At 62.9% G+C, this 18,288-nt stretch carries 18 protein-coding genes; 16 read left to right on the forward strand and 2 right to left on the reverse strand.

Features of this window, described 5'->3' with window-relative positions:
* Nucleotides 1-181: 181 nt before the first annotated feature.
* Nucleotides 182-508, forward strand: a complete 327-nt coding sequence (locus tag ACFQGD_RS07880) for a non-heme iron oxygenase ferredoxin subunit (RefSeq protein ID WP_345394451.1) — start codon at nucleotides 182-184, stop codon at nucleotides 506-508.
* A gap of 9 nt (nucleotides 509-517) precedes the next feature.
* Entirely contained in the window at nucleotides 518-1,582 is a 1,065-nt protein-coding gene (locus ACFQGD_RS07885; RefSeq protein WP_345394454.1) for a DODA-type extradiol aromatic ring-opening family dioxygenase, read from the forward strand.
* Between the two features lie 31 nt (nucleotides 1,583-1,613).
* Here ACFQGD_RS07885 and ACFQGD_RS07890 read toward each other — a convergent pair whose 3' ends face one another.
* Both ACFQGD_RS07890 and ACFQGD_RS07895 read right to left on the reverse strand, forming a co-directional pair.
* Complete coding sequence (locus ACFQGD_RS07890) at nucleotides 1,614-2,423, reverse strand: IclR family transcriptional regulator (protein ID WP_345394457.1); 810 nt, start codon at nucleotides 2,421-2,423, stop codon at nucleotides 1,614-1,616.
* A 137-nt stretch (nucleotides 2,424-2,560) separates the two neighbouring features.
* The gene (locus tag ACFQGD_RS07895; protein WP_345395123.1) at nucleotides 2,561-2,752 is read right to left on the reverse strand and encodes a hypothetical protein; all 192 of its coding nucleotides are present in this window, start codon (nucleotides 2,750-2,752) and stop codon (nucleotides 2,561-2,563) included.
* On the opposite strand from ACFQGD_RS07895, the gene ACFQGD_RS07900 reads away from it, so the two are divergent.
* The 14 genes from ACFQGD_RS07900 (at nucleotide 2,663) to ACFQGD_RS07965 (ending at nucleotide 18,281) form a co-directional block, all read left to right on the forward strand.
* Nucleotides 2,663-3,679 (forward strand): amidohydrolase family protein, encoded by a 1,017-nt coding sequence (locus tag ACFQGD_RS07900; RefSeq protein WP_345395096.1) that lies wholly within the window; start codon nucleotides 2,663-2,665, stop codon nucleotides 3,677-3,679. The genes ACFQGD_RS07895 and ACFQGD_RS07900 overlap by 90 nt on opposite strands.
* Nucleotides 3,676-4,881, forward strand: a complete 1,206-nt coding sequence (locus ACFQGD_RS07905; RefSeq protein WP_345394460.1) for an FAD-dependent oxidoreductase — start codon at nucleotides 3,676-3,678, stop codon at nucleotides 4,879-4,881. Before ACFQGD_RS07900 ends, ACFQGD_RS07905 begins: the two co-directional genes overlap by 4 nt.
* Nucleotides 4,882-5,050: 169 nt before the next feature.
* Nucleotides 5,051-5,890 carry an alpha/beta fold hydrolase gene (locus ACFQGD_RS07910; RefSeq protein WP_345394463.1) on the forward strand — a complete coding sequence of 280 codons (840 nt, stop codon included), beginning with the start codon at nucleotides 5,051-5,053 and terminating at the stop codon, nucleotides 5,888-5,890.
* A gap of 32 nt (nucleotides 5,891-5,922) precedes the next feature.
* Nucleotides 5,923-7,629 carry an AMP-binding protein gene (locus ACFQGD_RS07915; RefSeq protein WP_345394466.1) on the forward strand — a complete coding sequence of 569 codons (1,707 nt, stop codon included), beginning with the start codon at nucleotides 5,923-5,925 and terminating at the stop codon, nucleotides 7,627-7,629.
* Between the two features lie 133 nt (nucleotides 7,630-7,762).
* Nucleotides 7,763-8,995: a LuxR C-terminal-related transcriptional regulator gene (locus ACFQGD_RS07920; RefSeq protein ID WP_345394469.1), complete on the forward strand. Its 1,233-nt coding sequence runs from the start codon at nucleotides 7,763-7,765 to the stop codon at nucleotides 8,993-8,995.
* 486 nt (nucleotides 8,996-9,481) lie between these two features.
* Nucleotides 9,482-10,078 (forward strand): RNA polymerase sigma factor, encoded by a 597-nt coding sequence (locus ACFQGD_RS07925; protein ID WP_345394472.1) that lies wholly within the window; start codon nucleotides 9,482-9,484, stop codon nucleotides 10,076-10,078.
* Nucleotides 10,079-10,137: 59 nt separating this feature from the next.
* Nucleotides 10,138-10,461, forward strand: a complete 324-nt coding sequence (locus ACFQGD_RS07930; protein ID WP_345394475.1) for a hypothetical protein — start codon at nucleotides 10,138-10,140, stop codon at nucleotides 10,459-10,461.
* Between the two features lie 104 nt (nucleotides 10,462-10,565).
* Nucleotides 10,566-11,306, forward strand: a complete 741-nt coding sequence (locus ACFQGD_RS07935; RefSeq protein ID WP_345394478.1) for an MlaE family ABC transporter permease — start codon at nucleotides 10,566-10,568, stop codon at nucleotides 11,304-11,306.
* 10 nt (nucleotides 11,307-11,316) lie between these two features.
* Nucleotides 11,317-12,189 carry an ABC transporter permease gene (locus ACFQGD_RS07940; RefSeq protein WP_345394480.1) on the forward strand — a complete coding sequence of 291 codons (873 nt, stop codon included), beginning with the start codon at nucleotides 11,317-11,319 and terminating at the stop codon, nucleotides 12,187-12,189.
* 29 nt (nucleotides 12,190-12,218) lie between these two features.
* Nucleotides 12,219-13,049 carry an ABC transporter ATP-binding protein gene (locus ACFQGD_RS07945; protein ID WP_345394483.1) on the forward strand — a complete coding sequence of 277 codons (831 nt, stop codon included), beginning with the start codon at nucleotides 12,219-12,221 and terminating at the stop codon, nucleotides 13,047-13,049.
* 6 nt (nucleotides 13,050-13,055) lie between these two features.
* Nucleotides 13,056-14,279 carry an MlaD family protein gene (locus ACFQGD_RS07950; protein ID WP_345394486.1) on the forward strand — a complete coding sequence of 408 codons (1,224 nt, stop codon included), beginning with the start codon at nucleotides 13,056-13,058 and terminating at the stop codon, nucleotides 14,277-14,279.
* Between the two features lie 80 nt (nucleotides 14,280-14,359).
* On the forward strand, nucleotides 14,360-15,661 hold the full coding sequence (locus ACFQGD_RS07955) for an MlaD family protein (protein WP_345394489.1): 1,302 nt from the start codon (nucleotides 14,360-14,362) through the stop codon (nucleotides 15,659-15,661).
* A 38-nt stretch (nucleotides 15,662-15,699) separates the two neighbouring features.
* Entirely contained in the window at nucleotides 15,700-16,944 is a 1,245-nt protein-coding gene (locus ACFQGD_RS07960) for an MlaD family protein (RefSeq protein WP_345394492.1), read from the forward strand.
* 2 nt (nucleotides 16,945-16,946) lie between these two features.
* Complete coding sequence (locus ACFQGD_RS07965) at nucleotides 16,947-18,281, forward strand: MlaD family protein (protein WP_345394495.1); 1,335 nt, start codon at nucleotides 16,947-16,949, stop codon at nucleotides 18,279-18,281.
* The last annotated feature ends 7 nt before the right edge of the window (nucleotides 18,282-18,288 follow it).

Below are 18,288 nucleotides of genomic sequence, written 5' to 3' on the forward strand. Positions count from 1 at the left end.
TAACTCTCGCCCATTCACGGTTGTGCCGAAGGTGCACCATGCATCGGGGCAAGGGCACGGTCGGGTTCCGGCGAGTGAAACCGGATCTGTGATCGATCCCCTTATGCCTTCCAGACTTGACGTACGGGTTCGGCAGATCCCGATTGACCGACCGTGGAAATGTCTGAGAGGCACGCACGTGATGGAAGGCACCAGGACGAAGAGCCGCCGATTCGCCTGCAAGGTCGACGACATCGACAACGGCGAATCGATGACCATCGAAGGCGAGACTCCCGTCGCCCTGTTCCGCACCGAAGACGGCGAGTTCTACGCCACCTCGGACACATGTACGCACGAGAAGTGGTCACTCGGTGATGACGGCGACATCGAAGGCGACGAGGTGATCTGTCCTCTCCATATGGCCCGATTCGACGTCCGAACCGGCGAGCCCCTCTGTTTTCCCGCGACCGTCGCGCTGGACACCTTCGAGGTGCAGATTGACGACGGCAATGTCTACGTACTTATTTAGGAGGAAACTGTGGCCGAGGTACTTGGCGTCGGACTGACGCACTACCCGTTGCTCGCGGGCGCGGATACCCACATGGCGAACCTGCTCAAGAGCGCACTGAAGGATCCGGACATCCCGGACGAGGTCAAGGATCCGGATTCCTGGCGCGAGCTCGCCCGGCAGGAGTGGGGGGAAGACGCAGGTGTGGCGGCTGCTGCCGGACATCGCTCCAGGTTGCTCGAGGACCTTGGTAAATGTCGTGAGGTGATCGACGAGTTCCAGCCCGATGTGCTGATGGTGTGGGGTGATGATCAGTACGAGAACTTCCGGGAGGAAGTAATTCCATCGTTCTGTGTGCTCGCCTACCCGGACACCGAGGTCAAGCCGTTCGGAGTGCTCGACATGCTTAAGGTCCCCAATTACTGGGGGCTGCCATCGGCCACGTCCTTCGTGATGCGCGGCGCGCCCGAGTTCGGCAAGCAGGCAGCCAGCGAGGTGCTCAACTCCGGGGTCGACGTCGCCTACTCCTATGAGCCGAGAGAGGGGATTCATTTTCCTCACGCGTTCGGCAACACGCAGCTATTTCTCGACTTCGAAAACGTGGGCAAGGAGTTCCCCTACCCGATCGTTCCCCTGGCGGTGAACTGCTACGGCGAGCACGTCATCGCGCGCAAGGGCGGTATCGCCCGGTTCGCCGACATCAAGAAGGGGGAGAACCTCGACCCACCTGGTCCGTCGCCAGTACGGTGCTTCGAGTTTGGTCGCGCGATCGGTCGTTTCGCGGCCAGGAGCGACAAGCGAGTCGCGCTCGTCGCATCGTCGAGCTGGTCACACGCATTCCTGCATGACAAGGGATGGCATCTGCGGCCAGACACCGAGGCCGACCAGCAGCTGTACGACGCCATGGTGGCAGGCGACTACGACTTCTGGAACGCCAAGACCAGCCGGCAGATCATCGAGTCCGGCCAGCACGAGATGCTCAACTGGTTCTGCCTGCTCGGTGCTATGTCCGAGCTCGGTATGCGGCTTGAGTGGTCGGACTTCGTCGTCACCGAGATCTTCAACTCGAACAAGGCCTTTGCTGTGTACAAGTGAACCGACAACCGGGAGCACCGGTTTCCGGAGCTCATAGCTCACGAGGGAACCAGTGCTCCCGGCCGCGTGCGAGGCCCATCTCGAGTTCGCGCACGATCTTGGCGGCCGTGGTGCGCAGCGCGCCGGTCAAGTTCGGCGGCGGAGGCAAGCTGGGGTGGACGGCGACCGAGATCGCGCCGACCGCGAAACCATGCATGCAGATCGGGGCGGCCATGCAGGCGAGCCCGAGCTGCGATTCTTCGGATTCGCGGGCGACTCCTTCAGCTCGTACGTTCCGCAGCTGTTCGATGAGTGCGTCAATCTCGGTGATCGACTTCGGTGTCATCGCAGGAAGCGGGGACGGCAGAAAATCTCTCAAATCGTCGAGATTTTCGTGCGCGAGCAGGGCCTTGCCGATTGCCGTACAGTTCGCGGGCAGGCGGGCACCGACAGCCGCGATGGAGGCCGGGGCATCGCTGACAGTGAGTCTTTCGAGATAGACGACGTCGTACTGCCGCAGCACGGCCATGTGCACCGGTTGACCGCTCCACTGGTGCAGCTTGGTCAGGTATGGCATGGCCAGGTCGCGCATGTAGCCGGCCGGCGTCGAGGAGCCAAGCTGGAGCAATCCAAGACCAATCTTGTAACCGGATCGGTGATGTTCCACCGCGCCGAGTTCGACGAGCCGTGCCAGCAGTCGGTGGACGGTCGACTTTGGGAGTCCGGACGCACGGGAAAGCTCGCTCAGTGTCATCACGCGTTCATTCGGGTTGAACGCGCGCAGCAAGTCGAACGCCTTCGACAGGATCGATGGCGTCTCGTCCGCGCCTGGTTCGCGCGGATTGGCGTCGGCGGACAGCATCGTTCACCTCGAACCACTGGTGAGTATCTTGTATACCGCACATGGTGGCTGCCGTCACTCACATCGGGACCTGCTCGTTCCGATGCTCGGAACTGAACGTATCGGCATCATCGGTAGCTGTCTACGATCGAGCGCGCTCAAGGCAGCCTCTCTCGGCGGGACTCGACGTGAATCTGGCGACTGATCGGACGGCTGGTTCGGCCGGGGTCGATGCGCATGCACACTATTTCGGCCTCGACCTGGCCGATGCGCTCCGCGCAGTCGATGACCCGCGCTGGCCTGCTCTCGTGCCCGACGGCGGCGATGGCGGGACTATCATGCTCGGCCACCGGCCGTTCCGCAGCGTGCGATCTGTGCTGTGGGACGTGGACCTGCGTCTCGCGGAACTCGATGCCGCAGGCATCGGTTATCAACTAATCTCACCGGTACCCGTGATGCTGGCCTACTGGGCGAACGAGCGGACCGGCGCCGTATGTGCCCGCGCGACCAACAACTCGATCGCCGCAGCCGTCGCACGATCACATGGTCGGCTTGCTGGACTCGGTACAGTGCCGTTGCCCCATATCGATCTTGCCATCGAGGAACTACACCGCGCGGTCGAGGACCTGGGGCTCGCCGGCGTCGAGATCGGCGCCCGGATCGCGGGGGAAGATCTCGATTCGCCCCGGCTGCGCCCGTTCTTCGAGGCCGCGGAGGCCGTCGGTGCGGCGCTGTTCGTGCACCCGACCGATGGCGGCGGCGGAGTCATCCGCAGGGAAGGGCAGCCCTACGACTTCGGTCTTGGCATGACTACTGACACGGCCGTCGCAGCTACCGCGCTGGTCTTCGGCGGCGTGCTCGAGCGGTTTCCGCTGCTCAGAGTGGCCTTGGCGCACGGCTGCGGCAGCTTCCCGTGGGCTTATCCTCGGCTCAGCCTCGGCTCCAGCATCTGGCATGGCACGGATCCGGCACGCCTGGACGAGTTGGTCCAGTCGCTGTGGGTCGACTCGCTTGTTTTCGATCCTGAGCACCTGCGGTTACTCGTTCGCAGGTTCGGAGCCGATCACGTGATGTTGGGCACGGACTACCCGTTCGTCGCAGGCCAGCTTGAGGGCGCATGGGACTTCCTGGCCTCGGCGCAGTCACTCGGGGCTCTCGACGCGGACGAGGCGTGGCGCATCTACGCGGCGAACGGTCTCGCATTCGCAGGGGGAACGTCGAGCGCTGCTGGTGCCGCGCGCGTGCCATCGGGACTGTTCGATCAGGGGGGCGGATGAAGCACACTCAAGTTGTCGTCGTAGGGGCCGACCCGGTCGGCCTGGTCACTGCACTGGGGTTAGCCAAGGCGGGTCTGGATGTGCTCGTCGTCGACACCGGCCGTGAGGCGAGCGCTTGCGCACCGTGCGTACACGACTGGTCCGTACTTCCCGGCCTCGACCGACTGGGAGTACTCGAGGACGCGACGCAAGCAGGCTTCACCGATCCGTCGTGGTGCCTACGGGTGCTCCAGACCGGTGAACACCTCACTTTCGATCTCGGTGTGTTGGCCGGTCTCACACCGCACCCATACAACTTGCACGTCGAGGACACCGCCTTGTGCGAGGTGCTGGAGCGTCATCTGGCACGTCATCGCACGAAACCCATTGAACGAAACGCTCGTCTGGTGGACCTCGCACAGGATCAATCCGGTGTCGAGATCGTGCTCGAGACGGGCGACGGCGTTCGCAGGTTGCGCACTGATTGGGTCGTCGCAGCGGACGGCACCAGCAGTATGGTGCGGCGCTTACTCGGTCTCGGTTTCCGCGGGAGTACCTGGCATGATCGATCCGTCGTTGCATTGGTCGATGCCGACTTTGCCGGACGAGACTACGCGGGTACGACGCTGCAGGTGGACGACCGGTACGGCGCCGTAGTGCACAAGGTCGATGACCGGCGCTGGCGCTACACGTTCGACGAGTCGCTGACGTTGCCGGAGGAGAGCGTCGGCGCCCGCATCCCTGGCGTACTGCGAAAAGTGCTGGGCAGTGTGCCGTTCCATGTGCTCGACTGGCACTCCTCACGCATGCATCAGCGCACCTCTGACCAGTACAGGGCCGGTCGAGTCCTGCTCGTCGGCGACAGTGCGCACGTCGCCAACCGGATGATTGGCCACAGCCCGATCACGGCATTCTTCGACGCGTACCGGTTGATCGAGGCGTTGTCAGCGGTCGCGGGTGGATATGCGGATGAGAGGGTGCTCGACAAGTACTCGGAGGGTAGGAAGCGGGTCTTCCTCGACCACGCCCTGCCAGCAAGCGCAGGGCGCAAGCATCTCATCTCCCAGATCAGCGACCGTCGGCAGCTGGAGACGGAACTGGAGCATTACCGGCTGGCCAGCGCCGACCCTGAGGCGCTCAGGGAGTTGTTGCTGTTCAACAGGGAACTCGAAGGTGACTCCCCGTTGCCGCGCGGTACAAGCTCGGTATCCGTCTTCTCGTAACTCCGATGTGTGATGACCGGTTTCTAGTCGCTGGAACCATGTATTGTGCGCTAGTTCCGGCCTCCCTACCTTCACGAGGAAGTTCGGGTGGGCCGTGTACTGGCTCACCAAACCGACTTTCGTGTCAAATTTGGGCGCGCCCACGCTCGGCGAGGAGAAGGATAGAGACATGACGTCAACAACCGATCTGGAAGCGGGGCAGTACGTCGACGTCAACGGGATGTCGACTCACTACCACGACGTCGGTCACGGCGAGGCGGTCCTGCTGCTGCACGGATCCGGGCCGGGTGTGTCGGCGTGGGCAAACTGGCGGCATTCCATTCCCAATCTCAGCGCATCCGCCCGCGTGGTCGCATTCGACCTCGTGGGCTTCGGCCTCACTGAACGTCCGGCCGAAGTCCGGTACTCGCTGCGAACCTGGACGGACCACGCGTGGCAGTTTCTTGATGCACTGGGGGTGGAGCGCGTCTCCGTCATCGGCAACTCACTCGGCGGCAGGATCGCGATGCAAATGGCCGAGGACGACCAGAGCAGGCTCGACCGGCTCGTTCTGATGGGTGCGCCGGGGGTGGGGATGACGCCCACCGAGGGGCTTAAGGCGTTGCGCGAGTACGAGCCGTCGCCCGAAGCGATGCGTAATCTGCTCGAGAACTACTTCGCGGTCGACAAATCGATGATCACTGACGACCTAGTGCGCATCCGTTATGAGGCGAGTACGGCGCCCGGCGCGCACGAGGCCTACCGCACCATGTTCTTCCACCCGGACCATGCGGGCAGCCAGCTCGGGATCAGCGAGGAGCAAGTGCGTGGGATCACCGCGCCGACACTGCTCGTCCACGGCAGGGAAGACCGGGTGGTCCCGGTCGAGGTCGCATGGAACATGGTGCACCTTCTTCCGAACGGTGATCTGCACGTCTTCTCCCGTTGTGGTCACTGGACCCAGATCGAGCGGGCAACCGAGTTCAACCAGGTCGTCGCGGACTTTCTACAACTCGGCGACGAAGCCTGAACGTTCGTCTCTCAGCACAGCCAGGAGTCATCGTGGATCAGAACACCACCAGCCGCTTTCGTGCCGCGCGTGATCAGCTACTTGCGCTGCGAGGCAAGCATGACGAAGCCGTTGCCGAGTTCGTGTTTCCCGACGTGGGGCCGCGATGGAACTGGGCCGTCGACTGGTTCGATCAGATCGCCCGCGGCAATGATCAGCCCGCACTCGTGATCGTTGAGGAGAATGGCGAGCGAACATCGGTCTCGTTCGAGCATATGGCATGCCGGTCCGACCAGGTCGCGGCCTGGCTGCGCTCTTGTGGCATCGACAACGGTGATGCCGTGATCGTCATGCTGGCTAACCAGGTCGAGCTGTGGGAAGTAATGCTCGGTGTCATGAAGGCAGGCGCGGTCATCATGCCGACGACGACCGCGCTCGGGTCGGCTGACCTGGAGGACCGGGTTCATCGAGGTGCTGTCCGCATGGTCGTATGTAACTCTGGCGACACCGCGAAGTTCAACGACGTCCCCGGTGATTATTTGCGCGTGGCCGTCGGCGGGGCGGAAGGCTGGCTCGACCTGCACGATGCCTACGGCATCACGGACCCGGTCGTCGATCATCCGGGCACCACTCCCGCGGACCGGCTGTTGCTTTACTTCACCAGCGGCACGACGTCACGGCCGAAGCTCGTCGAGCACACCCAGCTCTCCTACCCGGTCGGTCATCTGTCCACCATGTATTGGCTGGGGTTACGGCCTGGTGACGTGCACCTCAACATCTCGTCTCCTGGCTGGGCGAAACACGCGTGGTCTTGCTTCTTCGCGCCGTGGAATGCGGAATCCACCGTGTTTCTCTACAACTACGGACGCTTTGACGCTGCCGCGCTGCTTGATCAGCTGCGTACTGAGAACGTCACGTCATTCTGTGCGCCACCCACGGTGTGGCGCATGCTGATCAATGCGGACCTCGGGGACAAGCCGAGCTCCCTTCGAGAGGCTGTCGGCGCGGGTGAACCGTTGAATCCCGAAGTCATCAGCCAAGTGCGGCAACGGTGGGGCCTGACGGTTCGGGATGGCTTCGGGCAGACTGAGACGACCGCGCAGATTGGCAACACGCCGGAGTCACCTCTGAAGCCAGGGAGCATGGGGCGGCCGTTGCCAGGCGTTCCGGCGGTGCTGGTCGACCCGGCGTCCGGGCAGATCGTCGACGGGGCCGGTGAAGGCGAGATATGTCTGGACCTGTCCGCCAATCCTGTCCCACTCATGACTGGCTATCAGGGCGACCCTGAGCGAAACGACGAGGCCATGGCGGGTGGCTACTACCACACGGGAGACGTGGCCTCGCGGGACGCTGGCGGCTACTTCAGCTATGTGGGTCGGACCGACGACGTGTTCAAGGCCTCGGACTACAAGATCAGCCCGTTTGAGCTCGAGAGCGTTCTGATCGAGCACCCAGCGGTCGCTGAGGCGGCGGTGGTTCCCGCACCGGACGAGGTCAGGTTGGCGGTACCGAAGGCATACATCGCCCTCGTTCCGGGGCACGAACCGTCAGAGAAGACCGCGCGGGACATCTTGCGGTATGCACGGGAGCATCTGGCGCCGTTCCAGCGGGTGCGCCGCGTGGAGTTCTTCGAACTGCCGAAAACGATCTCCGGCAAGATCCGCCGGGTGGAGCTGCGTCGACGCGAACAAGAGTACGCGGATGCGGCGATCGAGACGGAGTGGCGTGATGATCAGGTCCCGGCACGAGAGCGCGCCTGATCGATTCAGTGAGGTAAATTACGCCAGACGGTAGCTAATCTTCTACCTTTTGGCCTAATATGCAAACGGTATGACCAATGCCACTCGGATTGACACAGAGGCTCGTGTCTCTGAAGGTGCCGAAGGAGTCGTCATGGATGAGCAAGTCCAAAATGGGGACGTTTCGGTTGAACAGTCACGCGGAGTGGAGGTCTTTGACGGCCGCGTTACTCCAAACCTCGACGTCGAGCGGGCTCTTGACTTGTTGTCATTGGTGGAAGACGTGGTGAGAGACGACGTCTCCTACTCCAACGTGCGGCCGGATGCTGAATCGCTCGACCAGAGCTTCAGTGCTGCCGAGCAGAGCCTGCGGCAGCGACTCGAGCAGTGGAATTGGGAGGACACCAGTCCAGACGGTTCGCGCATGCTGGCCGTTCTCATGCAGTTGGGCGTCGTACGGTCAACCATCAAAGACGCCCTGATCGCTCGCCGTCAGGCTGCGATCTCCGGCGTGTCGGAGGTACTGCACGGCTTCCGCTCGTTCGGTAGCCTTGCCGGTTTGGTGCAGGGTGCCCCGGGCGCGCTGCACCAGCTCGGACTGCAGCGAGCGTTGTTCTCCCGAATTGAGCGCGGCCGTTGGATAGCCACGTCCGGTTCGGTCCTCGATGACCCCGAGCTTACGGCCGACATGGTCCGCGTCGGTGCGGAGCGCCCTGGCGTGCTAACAAACGCCATGGTCGAGAGCGAGATGGTACGGAAGCGGGCACCTATCCTCGTCCGTGACCCGCAGGGAAACCCACGGGTGCATCCGGAACTCAAAGCGCTAATCCAGACTCAGTCCTATGTGTCCGCTCCCGTGATGGCGCGCGGTTCCGTGGTGGGAATCGTACATGCTGATGAGAATATCGATACGGGGTTCGTCGGCTTCTATGATCGGGACATTCTAGGAATGTTCGCAGAAGGGCTTGGCTTTGCCATCGAACGGATGATGTTCTATGAGCGCCTACAAGGCCTACGGTGCAAGCTCAACGAGCACACAAAAGCCGTCGACGATCTGATCGATGAATTCGTCGACGCTGATCTGGAAATGCTCTCCCCTGACATGGAAGAAGATCATCACGATCGTCCCAGCAACTACGTGCGTGAACTACGGCATGTCGACGTAGACGGGTCGCCGATGGGATCTCTCACACGTCGTGAGCGCCAGGTGCTTCACCGCATGGCGTTGGGTGAAACGAACTTGCAGATCGCCGCGAAGCTGTTCGTGTCTGTTGGCACCGTCAAGTCCCATGTGAAACGGATTCTCCGGAAACTCGATGCGTCGAATCGTGCTGAAGCCGTGTCGTGCTATCACATGATGATGCGCGAGTCGGCTGCGGTCCGCTAGAACGCGGTATACGAGTAGCCTCTCGATTTACCGTATCCAGGTTTACTCCGCTGTTGCGTGCGACGGCGTGATGGTCTTCGCAGGCTATGCGCCCAAGATCGTCTTGGATACGCTTTCGGTGTCGGAGGCGGCATTCGCCCACGGCGCCCAGCTGAATTCGATGGCGGTCCCCAGTCGCCGCCCGAAATCGACGTCGCAACTATCGCCGCGACAGGTTCTGTGCTCCGGGAAATAGTGGTCAATTTATCGCTGTCATTGCCCCCTGAGGGGCAAGGATTGCACTCCTTGTGGAGATGTGGCCGTGACCACAAACCAGCGAGGATGGGTATCGCTTACGGCAGCCACCAGCACTGTCGGCGCCCGTCGACAGGGTGCCAGGTGTCGGTGAGGCGGTCCTAGTCAGATAGATCGAAGGTGGCCACTGTGGAGATGTACGGGAAAGTTCTTTCCCACCGGGGAAGTCTCGGACGCTGCACTTCGACGTCCGTGCGCTCCTTCGAGGCGCAGGGGTCTGGCGCCAACATCTGGTCGCATGTCCACGACGTCCAACGGGGCAACGTGTCCGCGTTCGAGCAGGTTTATCGCACCTACGTGAGTGAGGTCAGGGCGTACCTCTTCACCCTGACACACGACTCCATACTGGCACAGGACCTGACCAGCGAGACCTTTCTCCGCGCGCTCAAGTCGATTCGATCGTTGGAGGATCGCGGAAGGCCGCTCCGCGCATGGCTTATGACCATCGCGAGAAATATCGTGAACGATCACCGTAGGTCGTGGTCGACGAGGCATGTGATTCCCGTCGACGTGGATGTGCTTGCCCAGGCTTGCGGATCGGTGGCGACGACGGAAGAACTCGTTGTTCGTCGGGAACTGGGTCGCCGTCTCTGGCGCCGCCTCGAGACTCTCCCACCGGACCAGTGCGAGTGCCTGGTGCTGCGTTATGTAGCAGGCCTGTCTGTGGAGGAGACCGCGGAGCGGATGTGTCGCAACAAAGGAGCTGTGCGCGCGCTCCAGTATCGGGCGGTCCGCAAACTGGGCCGTCTGTTCGCCGAGGAAGGGGACGATTCGTGCAGGGCCGCTTGATATCCGGACATGGGATCGATGTAGGCACGCTGGCTACGGCCAGTTTCAGAGGATTTTTCGTGCTGATCGTGGGAACGCTGCTCTTTCCCCTCGTCGCTCGCGAACTCCCGTCGGCTGCGCCAACCTGGCTCTCGGTGGTCAGCATCGTTGGCTTCGCCTACGCGGCGTGCCACCAGGGGCGTACGCGTCGACCGGTGAGCCAGGGCGCGGTAGCCGCCACGGCTGCGTTCATCCTCATCCTTCCGCTCTTGCTGCTCGGCCCCGTCGCCGATGAGCCGGGGCCGCTGCTGCTGACGGCAGCGACTGCTCCCGCGACGGGCGCGGTCGTCGGGGGTGCCTTCGTGCTGGCGGGGAAACTCAACGGATCTTGGAGGAAGCAGTGACTGACACGGTGGCAGCACCGGACACGGGGACGCGGACGGAGCAGCGCCCCCGCAGAAGGCCTCGTGCCGCATGGTTCACCAACGCTTTGGTCGAGGCTGGCGAGATGGTGCAACTTCTGCTGCGAGTGCTGCGCAGCGCGGTGCGGCAGCCGGTCGGGTACTGGGGCGACGTGCGCGATCAGATGTTCGGCGTGCTGAAGCTGTGCTGGATCCCCATGATGGTGTCCACGTTCGCGTTCGGCCTCGGTGCGCCCGGGCTTCAAGGCGGCAACATCTACCTATTGTTCGGTATCCCGGAGCGTCTCGGCTCGTTCTTCATCATGGCAAGCGTTCGTGAGTTCGCACCGTGGATCAACGCGATGGTGGTGGCGGGGGTCGTGGGCACCGCCATGACTGCGGACCTCGGCGCCCGCCGGATCCGCGAGGAAATCGACGCGATGGAGGTCCTCGGTGTCGATCCCGTTCGGACACTTGTCCTGCCGCGGGTCATTGCCATCACAATCATGACTGGGTTGCTCGACCTCGTGGCGCTGACGTTCGGCGTGCTCGGCGGCTACGTCGCCGCGCTCTATCTGGGGGCGAACAGTGGCGCGTACTTCGACAACTTCTTCGCCAACGCGACTACTCCGGACATCGCGGGCAGTGTGATCAAGACGACGATCTTCGGCCTGATCATCGGAATCGTCTGCTCCTACAAGGGATTGCACGCCAAGGGCGGACCGATTGGCGTAGGGCGCGCGGTGAACCAGGCCGTTGTAATCGCCTTTGCTGCGATCTGGGTTGTGAACTGGGTTTTTACGACGCTGTTGCTCGGTTTCTTCCCCGATATGCAGGTCTACAAGTAGGAGAACGGACATGACGGCGAAGCCGCAAACAGGAAACATTGCGAATCGGGGAAAACGGGGCGTCCCAGAGTCTGAAGGTGCCGTGATCAGCGCCTCCGGCATGGCGACCAAGGTCAAGGATGCCGTGGGGACCGGTGGCGATATCTCCCGGTTCTCTACCAAGGTCGTGCACTCCTTGCCCGACACACGCCACTACGCATCCGAGATTTTCCACCAGGCTGGGATCTTGATCGTCTCGAGCGGCCTGATCATCTGGATGATGCTGTTCGTGATGGGCTCAGTCTGCGGGCTTGAGGCGAGCTACACACTGAAGGCGATCGGCGCACCGCTGTACTCGGGAATCTTCAACTCCTACTGTGGTCTGCGCGAGATGGCGCCGTACATGTGGGCATACATCCTCGCGGCGAAGGTCGGCTGTGGACTAGTCGCGGAGATCGGTTCGATGCGGATCTCCGAAGAGATCGACGCGATGGAAGTCATGGGGGTCGATTCCAGGAGTTATCTCGTCGCGACCAGGGTGCTGGCGGCGTGGATCGCGATCCCATTTCTCTTCATCGTCGGTCTCGGCCTGATGTACTGGTCGGCGTACCTAGTGACGGTTGTCCAGCTGGGTGGCGTGTCATCGGGGGGCTACTGGTACACATTCTGGCTCTACCAGAACCCCGCCGATCTCACTTACGCAATGCTCAAGGCGATCATCATGGGAACGGCCATCGTTCTCGTGGGCTGTTACTACGGGTACAACGCGCGTGGTGGCCCCGTCGGCGTAGGTCAGAACACCGCAAAGTCCATGATGCTCAACATGGTTGTGGTGCACATCATCGGAACATTATTGACACAGTTGTTCTGGGGTCTCTCGCCGAATGCGCCGATCGCGAACTGACTCAATCGCTGACGACCGTGGAGGTAATCATGAACACCGTGCCGCAGTACTCGGGCGAGCTGACGTCCGTGGTTTCGCCGCAGCACCACGCCGAACCCAACGGAAAGCCGCACAGTATCGAGATTCGGGACGTGCACAAGTCGTTCGGCGACTCCGTGGTGCTGGCTGGTATGGACCTTAGCTTCGCTGATGACGCGATCACGACCGTGCTGGGACCGTCAGGCACTGGCAAGAGCGTCTTGATCAAGCACATCGTGGGGCTGCTTGCCCCGGATTCGGGGGAGGTGAGGGTTTTTGGCCAAGATATCTGGGGCATCAGCGAGAAGGAACGCCTCGACCTGCGAAAGCGATTTGGCGTGTTGTTCCAGGACGGGGCGCTGTTCGGTTCGCTGAACATCTACGACAACACGGCGTTCCCGCTGCGTAAACACACGGATTACTCCGAGGCCGAAATTTCCGAGATCGTGATGGACGGCCTCATTGAGGTCGGCCTCGAGCAGGCGATACGCAAATTCCCCAGCGAGGTATCCGGTGGAATGCGTAAACGTGCGGGGTTCGCACGGGCTCTGGTGATGAAACCGGACATTGTGCTGTTCGACGAGCCTGACTCCGGGCTCGACCCGGTGCGTACGAGCCTGCTGTGCGACTTGATCATCGATATGCACGAACGTCACAAAGGCACTTATCTGGTTGTCACTCACGACATTCGCAGCGCTAGGAAAGTCAGCGACTATGTCGGTCTGATCTGGAAAGGCAAGGTCGTGCACTACGGGGAGGCGGACGCCGCCTTCGCCTCCGAGGACCCGTTCGTGCGGCAGTTTCTGGCCGGCGACTCAGCCGGACCACTCGGAATGGACTGAAGCTTAATGAAGAAACTGATCGGAATCGTGCTGGTCGCGGCCACCCTTGGCGCGACGGCATGGATCTCACTCGACTCGTCGTACCGGGTCAGCGTCGTGCTCGATTCGGCGACGAACGTCGTGGAGAACGGTGTGGTCCTTGTCAGCGGGATGGACGTCGGAAGAGTCGAGGAGATCGAGGCGCGCGACGGCAAGGCAGTGCTCGAGCTCAGCCTCGACGATGACGTCGCACCGCTGCATGACGGCGCGGTGGTGACCGTGGAATGGAAGGCGCTGCTCGGGGAACGACAAGTGAGTGTGCAAGACGGCCCGGCTTCCAACGCGACGATTCCGGACGGGGGCCTGATCACTGGTGATCAACTCAAGCCGATGGAGCTCGACCAAGTGCTCAACGCTCTCGACCCGCCGACCCGCAAGCACCTGACATCAACGCTGCGCCGTCTGGACAAAACACTGGAGGGTAGTCAGATAGACGTGCGTAAGACAGTGCAGTCTGCGGGACCCGCCCTGAACGCTCTCGGTGAGCTGCTGCGCGCTGCAGGCACAGACGGGCCTGCCATCAAGAACCTGGTGAGCAGGCTGAACGACACCATGGCCATCCTGTCTCGCCGGGACGACGCCATGCGCGAGGTCGTCTCCGATCTGTCCGCGCTGACGAAAGCAACCGTCGGCAAGCGCAAGCAACTCGGTGAGACGCTACATGCTCTGCCGTCCACACTCGACCAGGCGACGAAGACGTTGAACTCGGTGCCGGAGACGGCCGAGACGGTGTCGCCGATGCTGAGCGATCTGCGCGCGGCGACGAAGCGGCTGCCGTCCGTCTCGAGCAACTTGCGTCCCGTGCTGTCCGACCTACGGCCGATGGTCGCGAACCTGCGGCCGACACTGGCGGCCGCTCGAACCCTGCTCGGGAACACGCCGGCATTGCTGGATCGGGCACATTCGGTGCTTCCACCCACCAACGACCTCCTCAGCGACATGCGGCCCGCTCTCGGGTTTCTCCGGCCATACACCCCGGAACTTGCCGGCTGGTTGGCGACCTGGGCATCGGCGGGGGCGAACTACGACGCCAACGGTCACTACTGGCGCATGCATCCGCAGGGTGGCGCAACCTCGTTCAACGGCAACCCCGGCGTGCTACCTCCAGGGGTGAGGAAGGACCCAAATCCCATGCCCGGTGCCAACGCTGGTCAGCCGTGGACAGACGCGTTTGGAGATAGCCAACAATGACTCGATTCGGTTCCCAGCTCAGAGCTACGAAGGCACGAATCTTCGTGGTCGTTGTTGTTGCCGTCCTGGGGGTGACCAGTATGGGCACGGTACTGTCCACCTCGGGTGACGACGACACTTTGCACCTGGTTGCCGAGTTCGCGGACGCGAGCCCGCTGCTGGTGGGCAACGACGTGAAACTGTCCGGGGTCGCGGTCGGCAAGACGGTGTCCATGGACGTCGTAGACGGTGTAGCGCGGGTGGGTCTCGAACTCAACAGGACCGCATTGCCCGTGCACCAGGACGCCCGCGCGACGATCCGGCCGGTGAGCCTGCTCGGTGAGCGATTCGTCGATCTGGACCGCGGCAGCCCCGGGGCGCCGGTTCTTACCGACGGCGACGTGATCCGGCAGGAAAATACTGGGCAGAACGTCGGCCTCGATCAGGTGCTCAACTCCCTCGACGGCCGCACCAGCGATGCGCTCGCCGCGCTGGTGACCACGCTCGGCGTCGGCATGAAGGGCAACGGCAAGCAACTCGACGCGGCGGTGCGCAAGCTCGCGCCAGCCATGGCCAACACCGATCGGCTGGCGAAGGTTCTTAACGAACACAACGACCTCCTGAACCGTCTCGTGTCGGACGCCGTTCCCGTCGCGAAAGCCCTGGCTTCCGGCAACGGAAAAACCATGGACCGTCTCGTTGCGAAGGCCCACGACCTGCTGCAGACCACTGCGGCGAACCAGCAGCAGATGGACGCGTCGCTGGCAGAGATGCCGGAGACGGTGCGAGTGGTGCGGGGGACGTTGGCCGACTTGACCAGGGCGGCGAACGCTACCAGCCCAACGCTCGCCGAACTCCGGCCCGTCACCGACACGCTCACGGAACTCAGCACAGAGCTCAACCGGTTCTCTACCGCAGCCAACGGCGCACTTGCAGCGGCCAACCCGTTGCTCGAAAAAGCCAACACCATGGTCGAGAAGGCGGCGCCAGTCGCGGCGAGCCTCCGCAAGGCTGGACCGGACATGAAGGCCGTTGCGAAGTCGGGCGCACCGATCGTCAAACATCTGTCCGTCAAATTCGATGACGTGGTCAAGGCGATACGCAACTGGGCGTTGACCACCAATGGCCGGGACGGCTTGTCGCACTACTTCCGGGGACTGGCCGTCGTGACCCCCGAGTCGCTCACAGGGCTGATTCCTCAGCAGACCGTGCCGGGGACGAAGGCGGCAGGCAAGAAACCCGACTCGCCGCAACCCGCCCTGCCCACGCTGCCCGGGATCGGTGCGGACGGCAAACCACTCTCTGGCCTGCTTTCCGCTGAGCCGACCGATGACGGTGGCGTCACCGGGCTCAGCAAGAAACAAGAAGGCGGCCTGCTCGGAAGTCTCCTTGGAGGAAACTGATGGCCAAAATTAACCTCAAGGCCGCCCGGCGTCGGGCGATGGCCTACGGGGTCGTCGTCCTTGCCCTCTTCGGGGCGGTGCTGGTCACCGCCGTCCAAGCCGGTGGCGGTCTGCCCGGTGGCAATCAGACGCAGGTACGTGCTGCGTTCGACGAAGCGGGTGCGCTCATCGTGGGTGACGACGTCCGCATCGGAAACGTGCGCGTAGGGCGAGTCAGCGACATTGCCCTCAACGGTGAGGAGCCGGTCGTCACCATGACGCTTGAGGAGGACCGGGACATCTATCGCGACGCGACGGCCGACATCAAGGCGCGGTCGTCGCTCGGACAGAAGTACGTAGATATCAACCCCGGGGATCCGCAGCAAGGTGTCCTCAACTCCGACGCGGTCATTCCGGCCAACCGGACGGACGGCGCCAACGACATCACGGAACTGATTGATGTCCTCGGCAAACCGACGCGTGACGCCCTCAGTACGACTCTACGAGAAGTCGGCGGCGGCGCCATCGGCCATCAGCGTGACATCGCCGACGCCGCTGCGGTCCTCCCAGGGATGCTGAACGACCTCGGTGGCGTGTCACGCGCCCTCACTGCGGACGGCGGTGCGGGGCTGGAGTCTTTGCTCGCCACCGCGGACGAGCTGTCGGTTGCATTCACCGGACACAACCAGGATCTCGCCGCCCTCAATCTGGACCTTGGAACGACATTGCAGGCGCTCAACGCCGACAGCGGGGCCGCGCTAACGGAAGTGCTGGACCAGGCCCCCGAGGCGATGCGGGAAACCCGCAGTGCATTGAACACGCTACGCAGGCCGCTAGCTGACACGACGGCCGCGATGAACGGGCTCCGACCGGGCGCGGATGCGCTTGCCGAAGCCTACCCCGATCTGCGCAGTGTACTCCGCGAGTCTGTGAGGCCGCTGGACAAGGTACCTGCGGTGGTCGGCCAGGCGAAGCCGACGGTCGACGGGTTGACGAAGGTGCTCGATGACGCCCGTCCTCTTGCCCCGCAAGTGGAGAAGGCGATGTCCCGTGCCAGGCAGCCGGTCGAGTATATGTCTCCCTATGCGCCGGAGGTGGCGTTGTACTTCAAGTACCTCAGAGAAGCGTTGAAGTACGGATCTGATGATCTCGGCGGCAACTGGCTACGGATCATTCCCGTGTTTCGCCCGGAGAACCTCTCCGGCGCGTTGCCAGTGGCCGACCCGACTGTCAACCGCAACGCCTATCCCGAGCCGGGCGAGGCCGCCACGGACAGGGCCAACCACATTCCGGGGCGGAGGTGAACATGATGAAGCTGTCATTGCCACGACTCCCCGGTCGGCTACGTGGGCTCTCGTTGTTCCAGATCGGGGTGCTGTTCATCGTCGTCGCCATCATCGCGGGTGCGGTGCTGTTCAACAAGAACGCCATCATCACGACGCTGCGGCCCGGTGAGACCATCGAGGTGCACTTCGCGGCGAACAAAGGCCTTCGCGCCTATCAGTCGCAGGCCAAGGTCGCCTGGGTGCCAGTCGGTGTCGTCGAGGAGGTCGAACGGCAGGACGACGGCACCGTGCGCGTCTCGCTGAAGGTGAACAACGGGACCAGGGACAAGCTCGGCTCCGAGCCGGCCGCGGTCATTCGCCCGACGACCCTGCTCGGCGGGAACTACTTCGTTGACCTCGTTCCAGGCGGTGACCGGGAAGCAGGCGGATTTTCCGGAACGATCCCTGTCGAACGCACGAAGCTTCCAGTCGAACTGGACGAGGTCGCGCGCACTCTGCAGCCGGACGTGCTGGACAGCGCAAAGGGCGCTATCGGCAAATTCGACCGGACGCTCGATGAGGCTGGATCGTCAGCGATCAAGGACTTCGCCGAGCAAGCACCGTCCGCGCTCGAACCCACCGGTGAGGTGCTCGAGGCGATGCGCGGCACGAACCCGCGCACAGACCTGACCAAGGTGGTCTCAGGGCTGGAGAACACCGCCCGGGTGCTCACCAAACAGCAGGGACAGTTGGATTCCATCATGTCAGGTTTCCGGGACACGACGGGAGTGTTGAGCGACTCCTCGTCGGAGATCTCATCGGCGATCGAGGCCATGCCATCGACGCTGGAAAGCACCCGTACTGGTCTGTCGCAATTGGACACGACGTTGGCCAAGTTGCGTGCCACGGCCTGGCCAGCGCGGCCGATAGCACAGGAGTTGGCGACGGCGCTGGAGCATCTCGATCCGGCACTGGCCAAGTCCCGGCCGGTGGTACGGGACCTGACCGCGCTCATGGTCGACGTGCGCCCGCTCGTCGAGCAGCTGAATCCACTCGCTGTCGGGACCACGTCGGTGCTCGGCGACGTCGACGGCGCGCCACTTGCGCGTGTGAACGGTCCGGTCAAGGACTTCGTGCTCTCCCCATTCAAGGGCAGCGGCGAGTACAAGACCGCCCAGTCCGATAACCCGCTGTACCAGGACCTCGGGTACATGTTCGCCCTGTTGGATAGGGCGGGTATGAACGTCGACCGCAATGGCCACTCGGTCGGAGTCGCGCCCGGTGCCAACGGAACCACGGTCGTACCGCCGGACGTCCGGAAGATGCTGGGCGGCATCTTCTCCCAGTACCTGCCAACGGAAGGAGCGGGCCGATGAGACCTCA

Source organism: Haloechinothrix salitolerans (genome assembly GCF_042662605.1).
GTDB classification, from domain to species: Bacteria; Actinomycetota; Actinomycetes; order Mycobacteriales; family Pseudonocardiaceae; genus Haloechinothrix_A; species Haloechinothrix_A salitolerans.

Bases quoted from the DNA above. Each gene is read 5' to 3' on its own strand.
- ACFQGD_RS07880 (WP_345394451.1), top strand. From the start codon at position 182: ATGGAAGGCACCAGGACGAAGAGCCGCCGATTCGCCTGCAAGGTCGAC.
- ACFQGD_RS07890 (WP_345394457.1), bottom strand. From the start codon at position 2,423: ATGCTGTCCGCCGACGCCAATCCGCGCGAACCAGGCGCGGACGAGACG.
- ACFQGD_RS07905 (WP_345394460.1), top strand. From the start codon at position 3,676: ATGAAGCACACTCAAGTTGTCGTCGTAGGGGCCGACCCGGTCGGCCTG.
- ACFQGD_RS07910 (WP_345394463.1), top strand. From the start codon at position 5,051: ATGACGTCAACAACCGATCTGGAAGCGGGGCAGTACGTCGACGTCAAC.
- ACFQGD_RS07920 (WP_345394469.1), top strand. From the start codon at position 7,763: ATGGATGAGCAAGTCCAAAATGGGGACGTTTCGGTTGAACAGTCACGC.
- ACFQGD_RS07935 (WP_345394478.1), top strand. From the start codon at position 10,566: ATGGTGCAACTTCTGCTGCGAGTGCTGCGCAGCGCGGTGCGGCAGCCG.
- ACFQGD_RS07940 (WP_345394480.1), top strand. From the start codon at position 11,317: ATGACGGCGAAGCCGCAAACAGGAAACATTGCGAATCGGGGAAAACGG.
- ACFQGD_RS07945 (WP_345394483.1), top strand. From the start codon at position 12,219: ATGAACACCGTGCCGCAGTACTCGGGCGAGCTGACGTCCGTGGTTTCG.
- ACFQGD_RS07950 (WP_345394486.1), top strand. From the start codon at position 13,056: ATGAAGAAACTGATCGGAATCGTGCTGGTCGCGGCCACCCTTGGCGCG.
- ACFQGD_RS07955 (WP_345394489.1), top strand. From the start codon at position 14,360: ATGGGCACGGTACTGTCCACCTCGGGTGACGACGACACTTTGCACCTG.
- ACFQGD_RS07960 (WP_345394492.1), top strand. From the start codon at position 15,700: ATGGCCTACGGGGTCGTCGTCCTTGCCCTCTTCGGGGCGGTGCTGGTC.
- ACFQGD_RS07965 (WP_345394495.1), top strand. From the start codon at position 16,947: ATGATGAAGCTGTCATTGCCACGACTCCCCGGTCGGCTACGTGGGCTC.